The organism is Bacillus sp. RC240, from assembly GCF_044907945.1.
In the GTDB taxonomy this organism is placed as follows: domain Bacteria; phylum Bacillota; class Bacilli; order Bacillales; family Bacillaceae_G; genus Bacillus_A; species Bacillus_A mycoides.
In genome coordinates, this window is the sequence record NZ_JBIYCT010000003.1 from 19,579 (window position 1) to 37,900 (window position 18,322).

The following is an 18,322-nucleotide window of genomic DNA, read 5'->3' on the forward strand; positions in this document are numbered from 1 at the left end:
ATAGTTGGTTCATAACGTTCTGTAAGCCATGTTCTGTTCCTTTGTACTGCAAACGGCCCACGCCTCGTACTCCGGTGGTAATCATCTATCTACAGGTTACGAAAACCTGTCCTTTCCCATCGTTCATTTCCTTGGAAAAGATTCCCCTACCATTATTTGGGTTTCTCGCTCGTGGGGTTTACCTCGTTCCACTCCTATCATTTCTTCAAGGACTTCGTCACTGTGGCACTTTAAAGGTAGTCAAACCATATCCGAAAGGACTTAGGTTTTTTCCCTGCCGTTAAACCAGCCTTGCAGCCAGAATACCCTAGCTTATGACTTGGCTAGGCACGAACACTACAGCCATCTCAGGCCGTGCGAGCATGGACTTTCCTCTACAACGTTGGCGTTGCAGCGATTACCCAAACGTTATGACAAACATTAGTATAGTGGAAACAAAAAGATTTTGCAATGTTTTTTTCTATGTAAAATACTTTAACCTTTTTGTTACCTTAATTTATTCGTATAACTTACTTCCAAATACAGCTTTTTCTAAATTAGATAGACGTTTTAAAATATCCGTATTCGTATTGTTATACACTGGTTGTGCAACTGGTGTTTGTACCGGTTGTTGCGGAACTTGTGTTGCCGCTACTTTCTGCTCTTCTAATTCACGTTTCAAACGAACGTTTTGTTGTTTTAATTGATCAAATTCCTTATGAAAAGCTTCATAATCTTTAATAATCATATCAAGAAACTTATCTACTTCTTCTTGTTGATAACCTCTCATACCTGTTTTAAATTCTTTTTCTAAAATATCTTTCGCTGTTAATTTAATTTTATCCGAAATCATTTTCTTCACCTCTAATTTTTGCCAAAGCTTTCATTAACTAAATTTTTTCAGAAACAATGCCTTTTGTCAATCAAATATACGAGTACTATATTACATATTACTCTGCATTATTCCACTGTTCCTCTTCCATTATATCTTGTAAATCAGAAAAAAGAATAAAATAACTGTGATAATTTTCTATTTCTCCTTTTTTCTTAGCTGCTTCTACAATATATTTAGGGCTCCCAGACTTTTCTTCATCATATACAGCTAAAAGTGCATCGCTTTTTTCAATAAAAAACTGATTCTTTAATTTAAATTGCTCTGGGCTTTCGTACTTCCGTTTCGTAATACTATCAATGTGATCTGCTTGCGAAAGAATAAATTCGTAATATTCACGGTTATCTTCCTTCCAATTTTCTTCTTGTTCTAAAAAAGGAGTAAATACCGCTAATTTTAAATCTGGATATTCTACTTGAATTTCAAAAACAACTTCAGCAGCCCATAGCTCTACTCCTAACTGGCCGCTAATAATAACCCATTCCAAGCCTTCTTCTACAAAAACAGTTAATTTACGACGCAGCGCCTTTTTTATACACTCTACTCCTGGATGATCATTTTTAAATATTCCAAGTTCAAACGGCTTATATCCTGTTACAGCAACAACCTTCATATCAACACTCCAATTACAAAAAAAGAACTAGCATTTCGCTAGTTCTAACATATCATTTACTTTTTAAACATTCCACCAACGTTTGGTCCGATATTTGGTCCAAATGGTGATACATTCGGTCCTGGTCCAAATGGTGATACGTTCGGTCCTGGTCCAAATGGTGATACATTCGGTCCTGGTCCAAATGGTGATATTTGATGCCCATGGTGATGATGGCCATGACCGCATGGTCCACATCCTCCGCCGAATCCCGGATCACCAGGATCTACAACGTTTACGTTCGAGTTTGTTTGTGGAAAGAAGCTTTGATTTTTAATTTGTTGATGATGAACATGCGTTGTATGGGTTGGAAAAATGTGTGGCACCACCGTTGTTGAAAAAGAATGTGTTACGCATTGTTTTGTTGGATGAATGACAGGAGCTGTCGTACAAATAGGTCCTACAGGCTTATGCCCTCCAAAGCAAGGATGACAATGATGCATAGTTTTTTCTCTCCTCTCTCATTAAAAAAATCTGACTACACTTTACAATATGAGCGAGGGGGTAAAGCCGCTTGTTATATATACCCATTTATTTCATGGAAATTTGTCTAGTATCCAAATTCATACGTAATACCTATTATAGACAACCCCCTACTATTATTTACCAAAAAAGCCCCCGACTTGCTTAACAATCCCTGTTACTTGATTCATCGCGTTCATCATTTGTCCAGCTGTGTTCATCATTTTATTTACATCGTAGTTACCATCTGATGATTTAAATTGTGAAACAAAACTAGAAAACTGACTTGGTTGCTGTTGCTGTTGCTTTTGTTTATTTATCGTTGGATATGGTTGTTTTGGTGGATAAAACATAGCTTGTTGATTTACATATTGAGCTGGCGACATGTAGTTTTGTGAATTCATATACGCTTGCTGTGGTTGATTCGTATACATTTGCTGCGGCTGATTCATATGCGGTTGTTGCGACTGATCCATGTGCGGTTGCTGCGGTTGATTCGTATACGCTTGTTGCGACTGATTCATATGCGCTTGCTGTGGTTGATTCGTATATGCTTGTTGCGGTTGATTCATATGCGCTTGCTGTGGTTGATTCGTATATGCTTGTTGCGGTTGATTCATATGCGCTTGCTGCGGTTGATTCCCAAAAGACACTTCAAATGGTTGATAATAATTTTGGTTTCCATAATGAGGCTCGAAAGGATACATATTATATCGTAAATATGTATCCTCATTATATTGGTACATATTTTGCTGTGCATATGGATTTGCTTGCTGATATACATTAGGTTGTTGAAACATGCATTCTCTCCTCCTTGGCATAAGTTTCTACATATAGAATATGTACCTATAAAATAAAATGTGTGACGGATTACCTGTCTGTTTTTGTCGGAAGTTTAAATTTTTAAAAAAATTAGAAAGTAAACCCTTCCATGCTATGATAATAAGGAAGAAGATTCTCATGGGGGAGGAATCAACATGGTATTAGGGGATTTAAAACAAGCGTTTTCTCAAAAAAAGGGGTATTACACAGAAAATTCGAATGAACTGTTAGACTTTGCAAGACATTGTTATCTTGAAGGAAAAATATGCATATCAGATTACCGAACATTAATACGTGAATTAGAAATAAACGGTGCAACAAAACCTACAACAGTGACCGAGGCATAAAAAAACAAGAGGGTTTTCCCTCTTGTTATTTACATTGATCTACGATATTTTGCAAAGTATACGAAATAGCTTGATGAGTTTCAAAGAAACGTTTACCTTTTCCCTTATTAACAAAACATTGTAGCACATTAGTTTGTAAATTATCATACACTTGATCAATTTGTTGTACATGTATATACTTAGGTCTTTCTTCCTTTATCCACCTATAAGCTAATTCTTTCCACATCTCTAACTCAGCATCTACAATATCAACAAATGGCTTCATATCCTTATAAAAATCATATTCAGCCATCTCTCTTTTTTTCACATTCGCTTCATCATTATACTGCATTAACTTCTCCGAAGACTGGATTAATGCTTCATGTCCCATTTTGTTCCCACCTTATTATGCACTCACTACGACGTTTTGAAATGTCTTTACCCAGCTCCCTTTTTCTTCGTGATGCACTAATTTATTTTCCATATGTTCTATATGCATTTCTGTTATTTCTATCTTATTGCATATTTTTTCACCTTTATCCTTCAATGCATGATTCATTCTAATCCCAATCTTCATTTCCAGCAAATCGAGAGAACTTAACATTTGATCCATTTTTTTCATAACATCTTCCTTCTGAACCATCGCCATATTTAAAACGCCCCCTTCTTTGCCTTTCCTTTGTCATGTAATTTCGCCGATTGATTAATTACTCCTTCTCACATGACAAAACTAGTTGATATTCGTCAAAGAAATCATTTAGTATGCCATTTTTAGAAATGGTAACAATACAAAAAGGAGGTGTATTACGATGGCAAAAAATAAAAACGAAAAAAAGAAAAAGCAAAACAAACAACAAAACAAACCTGAGACTGGGAATCCAAAGCTTGATGGTCCAAATTTCCCCGCTACATAAAGTGAAACTTTAATCAGTGGGGTTTTGTTCATCCCCCACTGATTATTAGCCCGCACCAATCGGGTGTTTACGGGCAGCAGGGCTTCCACCTACCTTCTTTGCTCCAGCCGAATTTTGAGGTGGGAGTTTTACTGTCCGCAAATAGCTTGATAAAATGACACTTTAATCAAAGTGGCTTTTACAAACAACTATTTTCTAGTCTACCTTACCTCTTCGCTTTCGATAAGTGTTGAAGTTAAAGTCGTACTGCCGGCAAATAGCCGATTAGAAAGTAACTTGTTGTAGAGCATATTACTTTTAATAAAGAAGTCCCGCCTTCATTTAAGAAGGCGGGACTTCTTTATTATATCATGAACTCATCTATTCTTTTAACAAAACTACTTAATATAGAAAGAGTATGTATTTGCTCCCTCTTCTTTCTATACCATTCTGTTATATTAATTTCCCCCTTAGGTTTTTCAAGTAAAAATAATGAATCTATTTCCAACCCGTCACTAAACCAATCTTTTTCAATTAATTTTTCATGAGTGACAATAGAATACACATCCCGAAGAGCCGGCGTACATGATTTTCTAATTCCCCTTATATTACATTCATAATCCATCCTAGATCCTGTATGCCTAGTTTGCACTGCAAATTTATAAAAAGAAGCCTTATACTTTGAATGAAATAATAACCAAGCTAATTGCTTCCCCAGTTCTATACGTTTTTGCAACGTTTCAAATTGATAAACTGAAAATCCATACATTCCCCCTTCCACCATTGGAAAAATAACTGCACTAACGTGAAATATTTCTTGAAATTTGAATAGTGCAGTATCAAATACATGTTTTTGAAAGTATGCATTCTCAATTACTGGTTTTTGAATTTTATTTTGTTCATTAATAATAAGTGCCGTCATAAGCCTATTTATATCTTTTTTCTCCCAAAACGCGACCCATTCTTTTTCCATAAAAATTGATATGTTGAAAAATTGTAACAAATGAAAGAGCGGTGCACATCTCTTTTTACTTTCCTCATACAGTAATAGTTGAGGAAATGCATCTAAAAAAATGAGCCAATTGGCTTTCTCATACAAAAGAAATAATCGTCTCTTAACTGTTTGAGATAAAAGATTAGAATAATATTCTCCTTCTAAATCTGTCATGTTCCATCCCCCATTCCTTGAAACCATGCTTGCTAAAAAAGACCATCTAATTTCTCTATTTCTCAAATAATATTCTTGGTAAGATTGTGTACGTGAAATATTATCTACGTTAGCTACATCCGTGCTCTCCTTAATATTAAGAACTATAGCTTTTTCCTCTTCTGTACAAAAAATATCATTACGGGTCTGTTTAATTTTTTCGTAATCATTCCATCGAAACATGAGTAAGTCACCATACCTTTCTTGAAAAAGGTCACATCTTTTTTCATTTTTTGATATAATCACCTTTGTAAGTAAATCTTATCAAGTTGGGAGTGGACAAAATATGACCATTCGTTACCCAAATGGAAAAAGGTACGATCAAGCTTCACAACCTCATAAAACACCAATAAAAAAACATACTTACAGTAATAGAGGTATGTCCCTTGAAGAGGAATTGAATGACACCAATCAATATTACTTAACCCATAATATTGCATGCGTACATAAAAAACCTACACCTCTTCAAATTGTAAAAGTAGATTACCCCGCTCGAAGTGCTGCAGTGGTAAAAGAAGCGTATTTCAAACAACCTTCTACAACAGATTACAACGGTGTATACAAAGGGAAATACATCGATTTTGAAGCGAAAGAAACTAAAAATAAAACCAGCTTTCCACTTCAAAACTTCCACCTTCATCAAATTGAACATATGAAGCAAGTAGTCGCTCATAATGGAATTGCATTTGTTATTATTAAATTTACACTTTTTGATGAATTTTATTTATTAGATGCAAAACATATTATTGCATTTTGGAATCGTCAAAATACTGGTGGACGTAAATCGATTACAAAACAAGAAATAGAAGAGCATGGGTCTTTATTATCATGCGGTTATCACCCTCGAATTGATTATATCCGCGTACTAGACACGGTTTATTTTTCGTGATAGAGTCATCACTAAGGCTCTTTTTTCGACTTTTGGGGGAGAGAATGAAAGGTAGGAGAAAGTATAATGTCAGATAATTATCGTTCTCGTACAGAACGAAATCATGTAAAAAATCAAACGAAAGAAACAAATAATAAAGAAGAAAAACCAAAGAAAAAAGGTTCCTTTTTCAAGAGATTTCTTATAGGTTGTCTACTTCTTGGTATCGTCGGTCTCGTAGCTGGCGTTTCGGCCTTCTTTGTTATGGTAAAGGACGCTCCAAAACTAGACAAATCAAAGCTAGTCAATCCTTTATCAACAAAATTCCTTGATAAAAACGGGAATTTCTTCTATGAATACGGTGCTGAAAAACGAACCCATGTTACATACGATCAAATTCCAAAAGTAATTGAAAGTGCATTCCTTGCGACTGAGGATGCTCGTTTCTACGATCATAATGGAATTGATTTTAGACGTACTGGAATGGCAGTCATGGAAAATGTCACTGGTGGTTTTGGATCACAAGGTGGTAGTACGATTACACAGCAAGTAGTTAAAAACTATTTTCTAACGATGGACAAAACTGCAAAAAGAAAAGTGCAGGAATGGTACTTATCTTATAAGTTAGAGCAACAGTACTCAAAACATGAAATTTTAGAAATGTACTTAAATAAGATTAACCTCGGTAATCGCTCTTACGGTATTTCAACAGCAGCAAAAAAATATTACGGCAAAGATTTAAAAGACATACAACTACACGAAGCTGCAATGCTCGCTGGTTTACCCCAAGGTCCTAACATTTATGATCCAACAAAACCAGATAACGTTGATAGAGCAACGAAACGTCGTAATATCGTATTAACATTAATGAACCGACACGGGTATATAACGAAACAAGAAATGAATGACGCAATGCAAATCTCTGTAACACAAGGACTTCTTCCATCTTCAGAAGTGACTGAAATGAAGTATCAAGCATTTATAGATGCTGCTGTAAAGGAAGTTGAAAAAGAATACCCTGATGTAAATATCGGTTCAGATGGTTTAACGATTCATACAACACTTGATCAAGATGCTCAAGATTACGCTGAAAAAATTATGGATGGGAATCTCATCAAGTATCCAAACGATCAATTCCAAGGATCATTCGTATTTATGGATACTCAGTCTGGAGAAGTTCGAGCAATCGGCGCTGGTCGTAAAGAAAGTAAGTCTACTTTCAAAGGTCATAATATGGCAGTTGATTTAAAACGCCAAGTTGGTTCAACAATGAAACCAATTTTCGACTATGGTCCTGCAATTGAAAACCTTCAATGGTCTACTTATCATCAATTAAATGACTCTGAATATACTTACTCTGATGGCACAAAGATTAAAAATGCTACGGGTAATTTTAAAGGTGACGTTTCACTTCGTGAAGCATTGAAGAAGTCATTAAACATCCCGGCTTTAAAAACAGCTCAAGCAGTCGGTATTCCTAAGGCACAAGAGTTTGCTGAAGGTTTAGGAATGACGTTTAAAGATGGGAAAGCATATGAATCTACTGCAATCGGTAGTAATGAAGGCTCTCCGTTAGATGTCGCTGGAGCTTATGCAGCATTTGGAAATGACGGTGTATACAATAAACCTCATTTCGTTAAAGAAGTTATTTTCCCAGATGGAAAAAAGAAAAGCTTTAAACCGAAAGAACAACGCGCAATGCATGACTATACAGCTTACATGGTCACTGACGTTCTTCGTGACGTAGTAAAACCTGGTTCTGGCGGTACAGGTCCAACAGCATATGTTTCAGGTGTAGACCTAGCAGGTAAAACCGGAACACAAAACTTTGATAAATCTGTTATTAAAAAATACGGTATTCCAGCAGATGCCAACAGAGATAGTTGGTTCGCAGGATATACACCACAATATACAATGGCTGTATGGACTGGTTATGAAAAAGATAGCCCAGAAAATTACATTAGCGATCGTTCTACTAGAATTGCTCAGCAAATGTTCCAAGCAATGATGAGCAAATTTGCTACGGATAATTCTCGTTTCGAGCGCCCTTCTTCTGTACAAGAATTAAATGGAGAACTGTACATTAAAGGTGCGAAAAAAGATGCAGTTAAAGAAATTAAAGTAGATCCACCTAGTGGCCTTAATGTCGCTTTCGATGGCGCTAGCACAGTGACACTGAACTGGTCTGGACCATCATCAAATGTTGATGCATACGCAGCAAGCTATAAAGCTACTGACGGTTCTAGTGGTAGCTTATCAGTAAGCGGTACGACAGCTACTCTTGGTGGTATTAAACCAGGTGTTACTTACAGTTTCTCTGTAGTAGCGAAAAAGGGTACTGGAACAAGCCCTGCAGTTGGTGCATCCTTCACTGCCCCTGGTGGAACTCCAGATGCGAAAAAAGCTGACGAAGAAGCTAAGAAAAAAGCTGACGAAGAAGCCCTGAAAAAGACCAATGAAGATAAACTAAAACAAGAAGAAGCTAAGAAAAAAGCTGATGAAGATCAGCGTAAACAGCAAGAACAGCAGCAACAGCAACAGCAAGAACAACAACGTAAACAACAAGAACAACAGCAGCAACAAGAACAACAACGTAAACAGCAAGAAGAAGCTCAAAAGAAAGCCGCTGACGAAGAGGCTAAGAAGAAAGCTGACGAAGAAGCTAAGAGAAAAGCCGACGAAGAAGCTAAGAGAAAAGCTGACGAAGAAGCTAGAAAAAAAGCTGAAGAGCAACAACACCAACAAAATACCGGAGGAGATACACCTCACGCGGACGGAAATGTTGTTACAACAGAGTCTTAATAAACAAAAAAAGAAGTCGGTTTCTCTTAATGAGAAATCGACTTCTTTTTTGTTATCATTTTCTTTACATATAGCTTTTCTATTTCGATATACAACTGTACTAATTGAATATACGAATGGTAATTACTCGGTTTCTTTATAATAAATGAATATCGCTCCATAAAGTTAACAGGTTGTACTTCCAATTTATTCGTATTTACTTGCATCTCATTCAAACTATGAACAGGCTGCTCATTTAACCAATATATAACCGATAGAAAGTGCGCTGCAAAAAGAATCATCGGACCCTCAGCTTCTTGTTTTTTTCTGTTCCGAAATAGTATAGCAATTTCTTCATGCTTGCTTTTCCATATATTTAACACCGCTGGAATACTTGTTTCAATTTCATTCCATGGTTCATATTGTCTTTCAATATCAAATATAAAGTAAGTATTTTGTATTATTTCTTCAAAAGATTGGTCTGTGTGATACGTAATCGAATTTGCACTCTCTTTAAAAAATGGTACGCACCGAAACTCTTTCGGTATTTCTATAACTCGCTCCATCCTTTATTTCCCCTTCATTCGTTTCTTTCCTTCACGACATATTTCTAGTAATCGACACTCTTCACATTGTGGTCGCTGCGCCTTACAGTAATAACGTCCGAAGAAAATCATACGGTGGTGTGTAACTCCCCACTCATCCATTGGAATTTTCTTCATCAATGTCTTTTCCACTTCTAACACAGAATCTTTCCATCTACAAATTGCTAACCGTTTACTCACTCTCTCTACATGCGTATCAACAGCAATCGCTGGAATCCCAAATGCTACCGAAACAACTACATTCGCTGTCTTTCTCCCTACTCCTGGTAATTTCGTCAGCTCATCACGGTCTTCTGGAACTTTCCCGTTATAATCATCTAGTAACATCCGGCACAATTTTTGAATATTTTTCGCCTTATTTCTAAACAATCCAATGGAACGTATATCTTGTTGTAATTCTTCTAAAGGCACACTTAAATAATCTTCTGGTGTTTTATATTTTTGAAATAAGTTTTTCGTCACCTTATTCACAAGTGCATCTGTGCATTGTGCAGATAATGCCACTGCGATTACAAGTTCAAATGGATTATCATGAATTAATTCACAATGCGCTTCTGGATACATATCCGCCATTGTATCTAAACAATAACGAATTTGCGTTTTGTTCAACATATCTTTCCTCCTACACTACTGCTCCAACCAATTATAAAAAGGCACTTTCCCAGTAAATTTCGTCTCTTGTTTTGTCGTTTGTTGTGTGCGTTGTTGATTCGCTCTAAATTTCTGGCCTTGATTTTGCGCTTGATCTACCGTTTTAATTCCGTTCTTTTTCCACTCAAACAAAATACGATCAATATACCGGAAATTAAGTTTACCACTCATAACAGCTTCACGAAGAGCCGCTTGAATTAAATTCGGATGGTGTTGATCTTGATCTTCCCACATCCCTAATGTTTCACATTCAAATGGCGAAAGTGGTCTTCCGAATTCTTTTTCAAATACTGTATATAAATTTACTTGAATTTGTTTTTGTTCTTTTTGCTCTTCCTCTATAGATTCATTCATTAAAAAGTGCAATATTTTTTCCCACAGTGGTTGTAAAGAATAACTTTCACACATCATCGCTTCAGATCTTCGTCCACCTTCTAGTGCTAAAAAACCTTTTTGGATTAAAGTCTGAATCACTTCCATGCATTTCATTTCTGTTATCGTCATCCGTTCTGAAATCTCCGAAGGAGTCGGGAACGAATTACCTGATTCTAAAAATGTGTGTACATGAAGTACTACCATAAATTCCGTCTCATTTAAACCTAGCTTTTTATAATGCATCATAAGCAATTTAGGAATCGCTATGCTTCCCTGTTCAAACCATTGTAACATCATTTTCTTTTTCATCACCAAACACCTCGTTCTCTAGTATAACACACCTTTAGCCATTTCTTTTTGCCACAATTCGTCAAAAAAACCTCCCTATATATAGGGAGGTTTTTTACCATTTACTACAAGAAACAGACGATTAAGCCTGTACCTTACTTTTCATGAACGTATGAATTCGTTCTAATGCTTTCTCAACTTGCTCAAGAGATGTCGCATACGATAATCGAACGTTATTTGGTGCACCAAATCCTGTACCTGGAACAAGAGCCACCTTTTCTTCTTCTAATAATGCTTTTGCCCACTCATCAACTGTATCATACCCAGCTAACGCTACGGCTTCTTTTACATTTGGGAATAAGTAAAAAGCACCGTGTGGTTTGATACAAGTGAAACCAGGAATTTGAATTAATTTATCATAAATAATGTTCAATCTTTCTTCAAACGCTTGACGCATTGTTTCTACGGGTTCTTGTGAGCCTGCATACGCAGCAATTGCACCGTATTGAGCAATTGAAGTAGGGTTTGACGTACTATGACTCGCTAAGTTCGTCATCGCTTTAATAAGCTGCTTATTTCCTGCTGCATATCCAATACGCCAACCTGTCATAGAATGTGATTTAGATACACCATTAATAATAAGTGTTTGTTCTTTTAGTGCATTAGAAAGCTGGGCAATTGAAGTATATTCCGCGTCACCATAAATTAATTTTTCATAAATCTCATCTGAAACGATTAAGATATCATGCTCTAAACATACTTCTCCAAGCTGTTGTAATTCTTCTTTGCTGTAAATCATCCCTGTTGGATTGCTCGGTGAATTAATAATAACAGCTTTCGTTTTCTCTGTAATTGCCTCACGCAGCTGCTTTGCTGTAATTTTGTACTCATTGCCTTCTAGACCTTCTACATAAACTGGCTTACCACCAGCAAGCTTTACTTGCTCAGGATAACTTACCCAATAAGGAGTTGGGATGATAACTTCATCTCCTTCATCAAGTAACACTTGGAATAATGTATATAATGCATGCTTGGCACCATTACATACAATAATTTCAGATGGATCATACGCAATTCCTTGATCACGAGTAAACTTCTTCACAATTTCTTGTTTTAACGCTTGTAATCCACCTGTTGGTGTATATTTCGTATGTCCTTCTAACATCGCTTTATGCGCAGCATCCATAATATGTTTTGGCGTATTAAAGTCAGGTTCTCCTGCTCCTAATGCAATTACATCATGACCTTCTGCTTTTAATGCTTGTGCCTTTGCTGTAATTTCTAAAGTTGCAGATGGTGTTAAAGCAGCTACTCGCTTTGCTAATTTCATTTGTAGTTCCCCCTACATCTATTTTTCAATGCTATAGTGTCCAGCATAAACCCCATTTTGAAACTCTAAATAGTAATACGTATAACGATCTTCCTGATCAATATATGTAATTTCCCACAATGGAATATCGTTTTGAGCACCTAATTTTACTTTTATAATTTCTTTTGGTTTCGGCTTCGGCTCAGCACCTTCTCCTGTAGCTTGTTCAGCCAATTTTTGCAAAGCTTCTTTTTTAGAAATACCTTCGCTCTTTTTCTTCACAAGGACATTTCCTTTTTTATCAGGCACCCAAACGATAAGTTGTTCTCCTTTTTCATCTGCACCTTGTACGACTGTATATGAAGATTTTCCATTATAATAATCAACAGTATTTACCTTTGTAAGCTTTGCCTTTTCTTTCGCAATTTCTACAGACTTTGACTCTTTTGGAATTTTCTTTTCCATCGCTTTATTATAAACATATGCCCCATATATTCCGCTAGCAACGATAACGATAATGATTGTAAAGATCCACTTTTTCATTGTATCACTACGTTCTGTAAATCGTAAATACAGCTGTTTCTTTATCTTTTTCGTCTAATGCTAATCCGAACATGAGGTCCTGCTCTTTTAACGTACGATTCAAACCATCAACAATTTTATACAAGTCAGACGAATATTTAATACGCGTCGTTGATAGGACTTCGATTTTCTTATCCATGAAAAAACTCCTCCGTTACACAAAAATTTCTAATTATAGAAGAACGCAATGCGGTTACAATAAGAGTACATTCTTTACAACCCCTGCTTCATCACCCATCTATTATAGCAGGACATGTACAGCAAAAAAAGGTTTCAAATCGAAAAGCAATATATTTTGTATACAAGAAGTAAGAAAAATAAAATTCCTCCTACCCACATTTTTTACGCCTGAAGTTTAAATGTACTTCAGGCGTATTTTTCTTCCAATTTTATTCATTTGACGATTCTTCTAACTGTACTAACAATTCTTCTAACGGTCCTTCATAGAGCGGTACAGTTGGGACTGATTGTAAAAATCGTTTTCCATAAGAAGAACTTGTCAAACGACGATCTAATACAAATACAGTTCCCGTATCTGTATTTGTTCTAATAAGACGACCAAACCCTTGTTTAAAACGCAAGATTGCTTGTGGGAGCGCCAACTTATCGAATACGTCTTCTCCTTGATTTTTTAACCACTCTCCTTTTGCTTCCATCATCGGCTGATGAGGAGGGGTAAAAGGCAGACGGACAATGACAAGACAACTCAGAGCATCTCCAGGTATATCTATCCCTTCCCAAAAACTACTTGTTCCTAACAAAATCGATTTGTCGAACTCCTGGAATTTGCGGATTAGACGACTTCGGCTCTTATTATTCACACTTTGCGTTAATAATAAATATCCTTCTAATGTCTCATCATTTTTCAAATTCGTATACGCTTCTTTCAACATTTCATACGAAGTGAATAAAACGAGCATTCTACCTTTTGTAGCTTTCGCTATTTTCGCAATATGTGCCGATATAGACTCAATATATTCTTCATTACTTGCTTTCTTAATAAAAGGTACATCCGTTGAAACCATTAATTTCATTTGCTCTTCAAAACGGAATGGTGATGGAACCTTTAATGTATTGGGAGCAAAATCATGTAAACCTAGCTCCTCTTTTATATAGTCGAATGAATCATTAACTGTTAACGTTGCTGATGTGAAAATAACACTCTTTTTCTGGGTTAAAAATTCATCAGCAAATCTTTCACCAATATGAATAGGCTGCGCATATAGAACTGTTGAATGAATCGTTCCCTTCGTTTCAGTCTCCATCCATGTCACGTATGAATTTTTTTCTAAAATGAGTAATTGTAAAGATTGTGCCATCTTTCTCAACAACTCAATTAAATGCATAAATTCACCTGTAACGACATGCATCTCCCATTCTAATTTACTTTGCAATATTTCAACTTGCTTCTCAAGTGTAGTCAATAACTTTCTTACATCATACACAAATCGATTTGTTAACTCGGTAATGCTATCCCATAACTTACCTTTCTCTACTTCCGTGTTATATCGATAAATGAGTGGCATATTGCTCATCCCTTGTTCCTGCTTTGTTTGTTTAAATACGAAAGTCCGTAACATTTGAAATAGTTCATCCGCATCAAATTTCAATTCCTTCAAACTATGACTCACCATACGGAAAGTCGAACGCGATGCTTGCTCTGATTTTTTCATCATTTTATATACTTTAGAAAGTACATCATCTGTTTCTAGCGTACCAAGACGAGATAAAGCTACTTGAAAATACATGCATGAGAACTGTTCACCTAATGTTCTACTCGCCGCTTCCTCGATATGATGAGCTTCATCAAAAATAATATGTTCACATGAAGCAAATAGTGGTTCTTCACTTGAAAAATCTTGAAATAATAACGCATGATTTGTAATAACGATATCTGCAAATAATGCTTTATTCTTTGCTCTTTGATAAAAACAACGACTATACCAGTTGCTTTGCATCCCGCCTGGACTATGTACATCACTACAAATACGGTTCCAAAGTAACTTGCCGCCCTCAGGAATATTTAATTCATCACGATCGCCAGTTTCCGTTTGCAATAACCACACTAAAATTTTTGCTTTTGTGAGCGCCATATCATAATTTTTCTCTTCCTCTTGCAAAGCATATTCAAATTTATGTAGACACAGATAATGCTTTCTTCCTTTCAGAAGAGCTACTTCAAATGAAAATGGCATTATTTTCTTTAATAAAGGAATTTCTTTTTCTAGTATTTGTTGTTGCAATTGTACAGTTTGTGTACTTATAATGACAGGTTCTTCTTTTTTCTTTGCGAAATAAATACTTGGAAGTAAATATGCAAGCGTCTTCCCCGTACCTGTTCCTGCTTCAATCAGTGAAAACCTAGAATCTCTTAGCGCTGTATATATTTCCTTCATCATAATCTGTTGGCTTTCTCTTTTTTCAAACTTTGGCATATTCAATTCAAGTTTATCGATTGTCTTATGTAAGAAAGCATCAAATTTAGATGAGTATATTTCACTGAGGCTTAAAGAATAATTCCGCTTTCGAAGCGCAATATTTCGATACACCTCATAATCCTCTGCCTCTTCTTTACCATGCATCATTTTCTTTAAAATATTTTCAGAAAGTACATCAGCTATATCACTTTGGAAAACATCACTTAATTCATAAAGCGATTGTAATGTGACAAGTGGTAACTTTTCAATTTCACTTAAAAATTGTAAAAACAACTCCGCTGTTGCAAGAGCATCACTATCCGCACGATGTGGTTGATCGTGCTCTAGTTCATGCTGCTTAGCTAAATCACGTAATTTATAACTATCAGCTGTCGGCAAAAGAATTTGCGCCAATTCAACTGTATCAATTTTAGGACAATGTACTTCTGTATATCCAGCCTGCCTTAATTCTTCATTTAAAAAATTCCAATCAAAGTGAACGTTATGTGCAACAAAAGCCGCACCTTGTAATAGCTCAACAATCATCGGGGCTACATCTCGAAATAACGGGGCTTGTTTTACAAGATCTTCATCAATCCCAGTTAATTCTGTAATAAATAGGGGAATCTCTCTCTTCGGATTAATAAAAGATGAAAAAATCTCTAATATCTCTCCATCTTCCACTACAACAGCTGCAATTTGGGTGATTTTATCCTTCCCATCCTTCCAGGAGTTCCCTGTCGTCTCTAAATCAACAACGACATAACGCTTACTCATATATGTAACACCTCAATTTCTTACCTATCAAACACAAAAATTATATAATGTTACTATACCACGTTTTACCTCATCTTAATGAAAAGATGCACAAAAAAGCTATCTCCTTAATTAGAGATAGCCTTCCTACTTATAATATCGTGCCAGCTTTTTCAGCACCTAACATTTCAATAATTTGATTATCATCGTCTAATACTGCAATTTTCGGCTCTTGTTTATGAATATTTTCTTCTGCCACTAAACCATAGCAAATAATAATAACTTTATCACCCGGTTGTACAAGCCTTGCAGCTGCACCATTTAAACACACAACACCGCTACCGCGCTCTCCTTTAATAACATATGTCTCTAAGCGAGCTCCATTGTTGTTATTTACAATTTGTACTTTTTCATTTTCTACAATATTTACCGCATCCATTAAATCTTCATCAATTGTAATACTACCTACATAATTTAAATTTGCTTCTGTTACAGTTGCACGATGTAACTTCGCTCTCATCATTGTGCGAAACATAGATGCTCCCCCTTATTTCCCCATTAATGTTATATTGTCAATTAATCGTACATTTTCAAACTTAACTGCAATCGCTAAAATGATTCTTCCTTCAATTTTATTTATTGCTTTTAAAGAAGGATATGCATATAAATCAGCATAATCTACAGTGCCTTTCGTATACTTCTCAATATGCTCTTTCACAAGATTCATAATGATTTCCGGATTACGTTCGCCTGCCTCAATTCGTTCTTTCGCTATACATAGACTGCCGTATAAATGAGGAGCCTCTTCACGTTCTTCTAGTGATAAATACACATTACGAGAACTTTTCGCTAATCCATCTTCTTCCCTTACAATATCAACTGGTACGATCGTAACGGGAATATTAAAATCAGTTACGAATCCTTCAATTACAGCTACTTGCTGTGCATCTTTCATACCGAAATAAGCACGCGTTGGCAATGTAATATTAAATAGTTTCATTAGTACAGTCGCAACACCAGCGAAATGACCAGGTCTTTGTTTGCCACATAATACGTCGGTACGCTTCACAACTTCTACTGTTGTCGTTTGTTCTGCTGGATACATCTCTTCTACACTCGGATAAAATAAATAATCAACACCATTTTCTTTTGCTACATTTTCATCTCTATCAATATCACGTGGGTATCGATCTAAATCTTCATTTGGTCCAAATTGTAGTGGATTTACAAATACACTTAAAACTACAATTTCATTTTCTTCCCTTGCCTTACGTAGTAACGTAGCATGCCCTTCATGTAAATACCCCATCGTTGGAACAAAACCGATACTTTTTCCACTTGCATGCAGTTCGTTTGTAATTTGCTGCATCTCTTGCACTGTAGTTATGATTTTCATTATTGTTTTCCTCCGTATAACGCTAAGCACTCTTCCTCTTTCATTGTGAATGAATGTTTTTCTTCAGGAAATTGCCCTGTCTTTACTTCAGTAACGTATTGCGAAATCCCTCGCACAATCTCCTCTTGAACAGACGTATATTGCTTCACAAATTTCGGAACACGATTTACGCCGTACGAGATAAGATCGTGGTATACAAGAACTTGCCCATCTACTTTTTGTCCTGCTCCAATTCCGATTGTAGGAATTGCTAACTGCTCTGAAATAAGTTCTGCTAATTGCATTGGCACACATTCTAGCACAAGTGCTATCGCACCAGCTTCCTCACATTTCTTTGCATCTTCTATTAATTTTTTTGCACTTTCAGCATCTTTCCCTTGTACTTTATACCCACCTAGCACTCCTACAGATTGAGGAGTTAAACCTAAATGCGCCACAACGGGAATTCCCGCATTCGTTAAGTAGTGAATAGTTGATATAACTTCTCCAGCACCTTCTACCTTTAATGCATGTGCCCCGCTCTCTTGAACAATGCGACGTGCATTAATCATCGTATCTTGCAATGAGACATGATAAGACATAAATGGCATATCAGTTACAATAAACGTCTCTTTCGCTCCGCGGCGTACAGCTTTCGTATGATGAATCATATCCTCTACTGTTACTGGAACTGTTGAATCATACCCAAGTACAACCATTCCTAGAGAATCACCCACTAAAATCATATCGACTTTAGCTTCTTCTGCTAATTTAGCAGATGGATAATCATACGCCGTTAGCATTGTAATCGGCTCACCTTGCTCTTTCATTTTCAAAAAATCTGTTGTTGTTTTCAAAAACTACTCCTCCTTTATGCAGGAGAGAGGAGATGGCCGAAATCATATAAAAAACCCCTCTGGCCATAAAAGGGCAGAAGGGTTGTGTGTTAGTCGGCATTATTCATCCCTCTGTCCCAGTCCGTTATTGGATCAAGGCAGAATCCAAATTATTATTTTTCATACTGCGTAAAATAATGGTGCAGTTCGCTTTGATACTGCCCATATTCGAACTAATTATAGCAA

General features: G+C 36.2%; 21 protein-coding genes and 1 other RNA gene. 4 read left to right on the forward strand and 18 right to left on the reverse strand.

Features of this window, described 5'->3' with window-relative positions:
- Positions 1-17: 17 nt before the first annotated feature.
- From rnpB to ABH955_RS11670, 5 genes are all read right to left on the reverse strand, one after another.
- An RNA gene (gene rnpB, locus ABH955_RS11650) (RNase P RNA component class B) lies at positions 18-409 on the reverse strand.
- Between the two features lie 87 nt (positions 410-496).
- Positions 497-832, reverse strand: a complete 336-nt coding sequence (gpsB, locus tag ABH955_RS11655) for a cell division regulator GpsB (protein ID WP_000622428.1) — start codon at positions 830-832, stop codon at positions 497-499.
- Positions 833-929: 97 nt separating this feature from the next.
- The gene (locus tag ABH955_RS11660) at positions 930-1,484 is read right to left on the reverse strand and encodes an SLOG family protein (RefSeq protein WP_002011870.1); all 555 of its coding nucleotides are present in this window, start codon (positions 1,482-1,484) and stop codon (positions 930-932) included.
- A 56-nt stretch (positions 1,485-1,540) separates the two neighbouring features.
- Entirely contained in the window at positions 1,541-1,966 is a 426-nt protein-coding gene (locus tag ABH955_RS11665; protein WP_002011871.1) for a CotD family spore coat protein, read from the reverse strand.
- 156 nt (positions 1,967-2,122) lie between these two features.
- On the reverse strand, positions 2,123-2,785 hold the full coding sequence (locus ABH955_RS11670) for a YppG family protein (RefSeq protein WP_404447394.1): 663 nt from the start codon (positions 2,783-2,785) through the stop codon (positions 2,123-2,125).
- Positions 2,786-2,962: 177 nt separating this feature from the next.
- On the opposite strand from ABH955_RS11670, the gene ABH955_RS11675 reads away from it, so the two are divergent.
- On the forward strand, positions 2,963-3,154 hold the full coding sequence (locus ABH955_RS11675; RefSeq protein WP_012260642.1) for a YppF family protein: 192 nt from the start codon (positions 2,963-2,965) through the stop codon (positions 3,152-3,154).
- A gap of 25 nt (positions 3,155-3,179) precedes the next feature.
- Here ABH955_RS11675 and ABH955_RS11680 read toward each other — a convergent pair whose 3' ends face one another.
- Both ABH955_RS11680 and ABH955_RS11685 read right to left on the reverse strand, forming a co-directional pair.
- Positions 3,180-3,524 (reverse strand): YppE family protein, encoded by a 345-nt coding sequence (locus tag ABH955_RS11680; RefSeq protein WP_002011864.1) that lies wholly within the window; start codon positions 3,522-3,524, stop codon positions 3,180-3,182.
- Between the two features lie 15 nt (positions 3,525-3,539).
- Positions 3,540-3,782, reverse strand: coding sequence for a hypothetical protein (locus ABH955_RS11685; RefSeq protein ID WP_002011865.1), 243 nt, complete (start codon positions 3,780-3,782; stop codon positions 3,540-3,542).
- A gap of 118 nt (positions 3,783-3,900) precedes the next feature.
- On the opposite strand from ABH955_RS11685, the gene ABH955_RS11690 reads away from it, so the two are divergent.
- Positions 3,901-4,047 (forward strand): phage portal protein, encoded by a 147-nt coding sequence (locus tag ABH955_RS11690; RefSeq protein WP_306475192.1) that lies wholly within the window; start codon positions 3,901-3,903, stop codon positions 4,045-4,047.
- A gap of 343 nt (positions 4,048-4,390) precedes the next feature.
- Here ABH955_RS11690 and ABH955_RS11695 read toward each other — a convergent pair whose 3' ends face one another.
- A complete protein-coding gene (locus ABH955_RS11695) occupies positions 4,391-5,416 on the reverse strand; it encodes a DUF2515 domain-containing protein (protein ID WP_219301832.1) in 1,026 nt (341 codons plus the stop codon).
- A gap of 103 nt (positions 5,417-5,519) precedes the next feature.
- On the opposite strand from ABH955_RS11695, the gene recU reads away from it, so the two are divergent.
- A complete protein-coding gene (gene recU, locus ABH955_RS11700) occupies positions 5,520-6,122 on the forward strand; it encodes a Holliday junction resolvase RecU (protein WP_002030800.1) in 603 nt (200 codons plus the stop codon).
- Positions 6,123-6,188: 66 nt separating this feature from the next.
- Positions 6,189-8,903 (forward strand): PBP1A family penicillin-binding protein, encoded by a 2,715-nt coding sequence (locus tag ABH955_RS11705; RefSeq protein ID WP_404447399.1) that lies wholly within the window; start codon positions 6,189-6,191, stop codon positions 8,901-8,903.
- A gap of 26 nt (positions 8,904-8,929) precedes the next feature.
- On the opposite strand, the gene ABH955_RS11710 is transcribed toward ABH955_RS11705, so the two are convergent.
- The 10 genes from ABH955_RS11710 to panB all read right to left on the reverse strand — a co-directional run bounded on the left by ABH955_RS11710 (position 8,930) and on the right by panB (position 18,097).
- Positions 8,930-9,448 carry a YpoC family protein gene (locus ABH955_RS11710; RefSeq protein ID WP_113937066.1) on the reverse strand — a complete coding sequence of 173 codons (519 nt, stop codon included), beginning with the start codon at positions 9,446-9,448 and terminating at the stop codon, positions 8,930-8,932.
- A gap of 3 nt (positions 9,449-9,451) precedes the next feature.
- Positions 9,452-10,099 carry an endonuclease III gene (nth, locus tag ABH955_RS11715; protein ID WP_061688853.1) on the reverse strand — a complete coding sequence of 216 codons (648 nt, stop codon included), beginning with the start codon at positions 10,097-10,099 and terminating at the stop codon, positions 9,452-9,454.
- Between the two features lie 15 nt (positions 10,100-10,114).
- Entirely contained in the window at positions 10,115-10,822 is a 708-nt protein-coding gene (gene dnaD, locus ABH955_RS11720) for a DNA replication protein DnaD (RefSeq protein ID WP_000728546.1), read from the reverse strand.
- A 121-nt stretch (positions 10,823-10,943) separates the two neighbouring features.
- Positions 10,944-12,131 (reverse strand): aspartate transaminase AspB, encoded by a 1,188-nt coding sequence (aspB, locus tag ABH955_RS11725; protein ID WP_113937065.1) that lies wholly within the window; start codon positions 12,129-12,131, stop codon positions 10,944-10,946.
- An 18-nt stretch (positions 12,132-12,149) separates the two neighbouring features.
- Positions 12,150-12,653: a cell wall elongation regulator TseB-like domain-containing protein gene (locus ABH955_RS11730; RefSeq protein ID WP_113937064.1), complete on the reverse strand. Its 504-nt coding sequence runs from the start codon at positions 12,651-12,653 to the stop codon at positions 12,150-12,152.
- A gap of 7 nt (positions 12,654-12,660) precedes the next feature.
- Positions 12,661-12,831 (reverse strand): YpmA family protein, encoded by a 171-nt coding sequence (locus ABH955_RS11735; RefSeq protein WP_002086589.1) that lies wholly within the window; start codon positions 12,829-12,831, stop codon positions 12,661-12,663.
- Between the two features lie 250 nt (positions 12,832-13,081).
- The gene (gene dinG, locus ABH955_RS11740; RefSeq protein WP_404447406.1) at positions 13,082-15,886 is read right to left on the reverse strand and encodes an ATP-dependent DNA helicase DinG; all 2,805 of its coding nucleotides are present in this window, start codon (positions 15,884-15,886) and stop codon (positions 13,082-13,084) included.
- Between the two features lie 130 nt (positions 15,887-16,016).
- Positions 16,017-16,400, reverse strand: a complete 384-nt coding sequence (gene panD / locus ABH955_RS11745; protein ID WP_000490176.1) for an aspartate 1-decarboxylase — start codon at positions 16,398-16,400, stop codon at positions 16,017-16,019.
- Positions 16,401-16,412: 12 nt separating this feature from the next.
- Positions 16,413-17,261, reverse strand: coding sequence for a pantoate--beta-alanine ligase (gene panC / locus ABH955_RS11750; protein WP_002086591.1), 849 nt, complete (start codon positions 17,259-17,261; stop codon positions 16,413-16,415).
- Positions 17,261-18,097 (reverse strand): 3-methyl-2-oxobutanoate hydroxymethyltransferase, encoded by an 837-nt coding sequence (panB, locus tag ABH955_RS11755; protein ID WP_404447414.1) that lies wholly within the window; start codon positions 18,095-18,097, stop codon positions 17,261-17,263. Before panB ends, panC begins: the two co-directional genes overlap by 1 nt.
- Positions 18,098-18,322 lie beyond the last annotated feature (225 nt).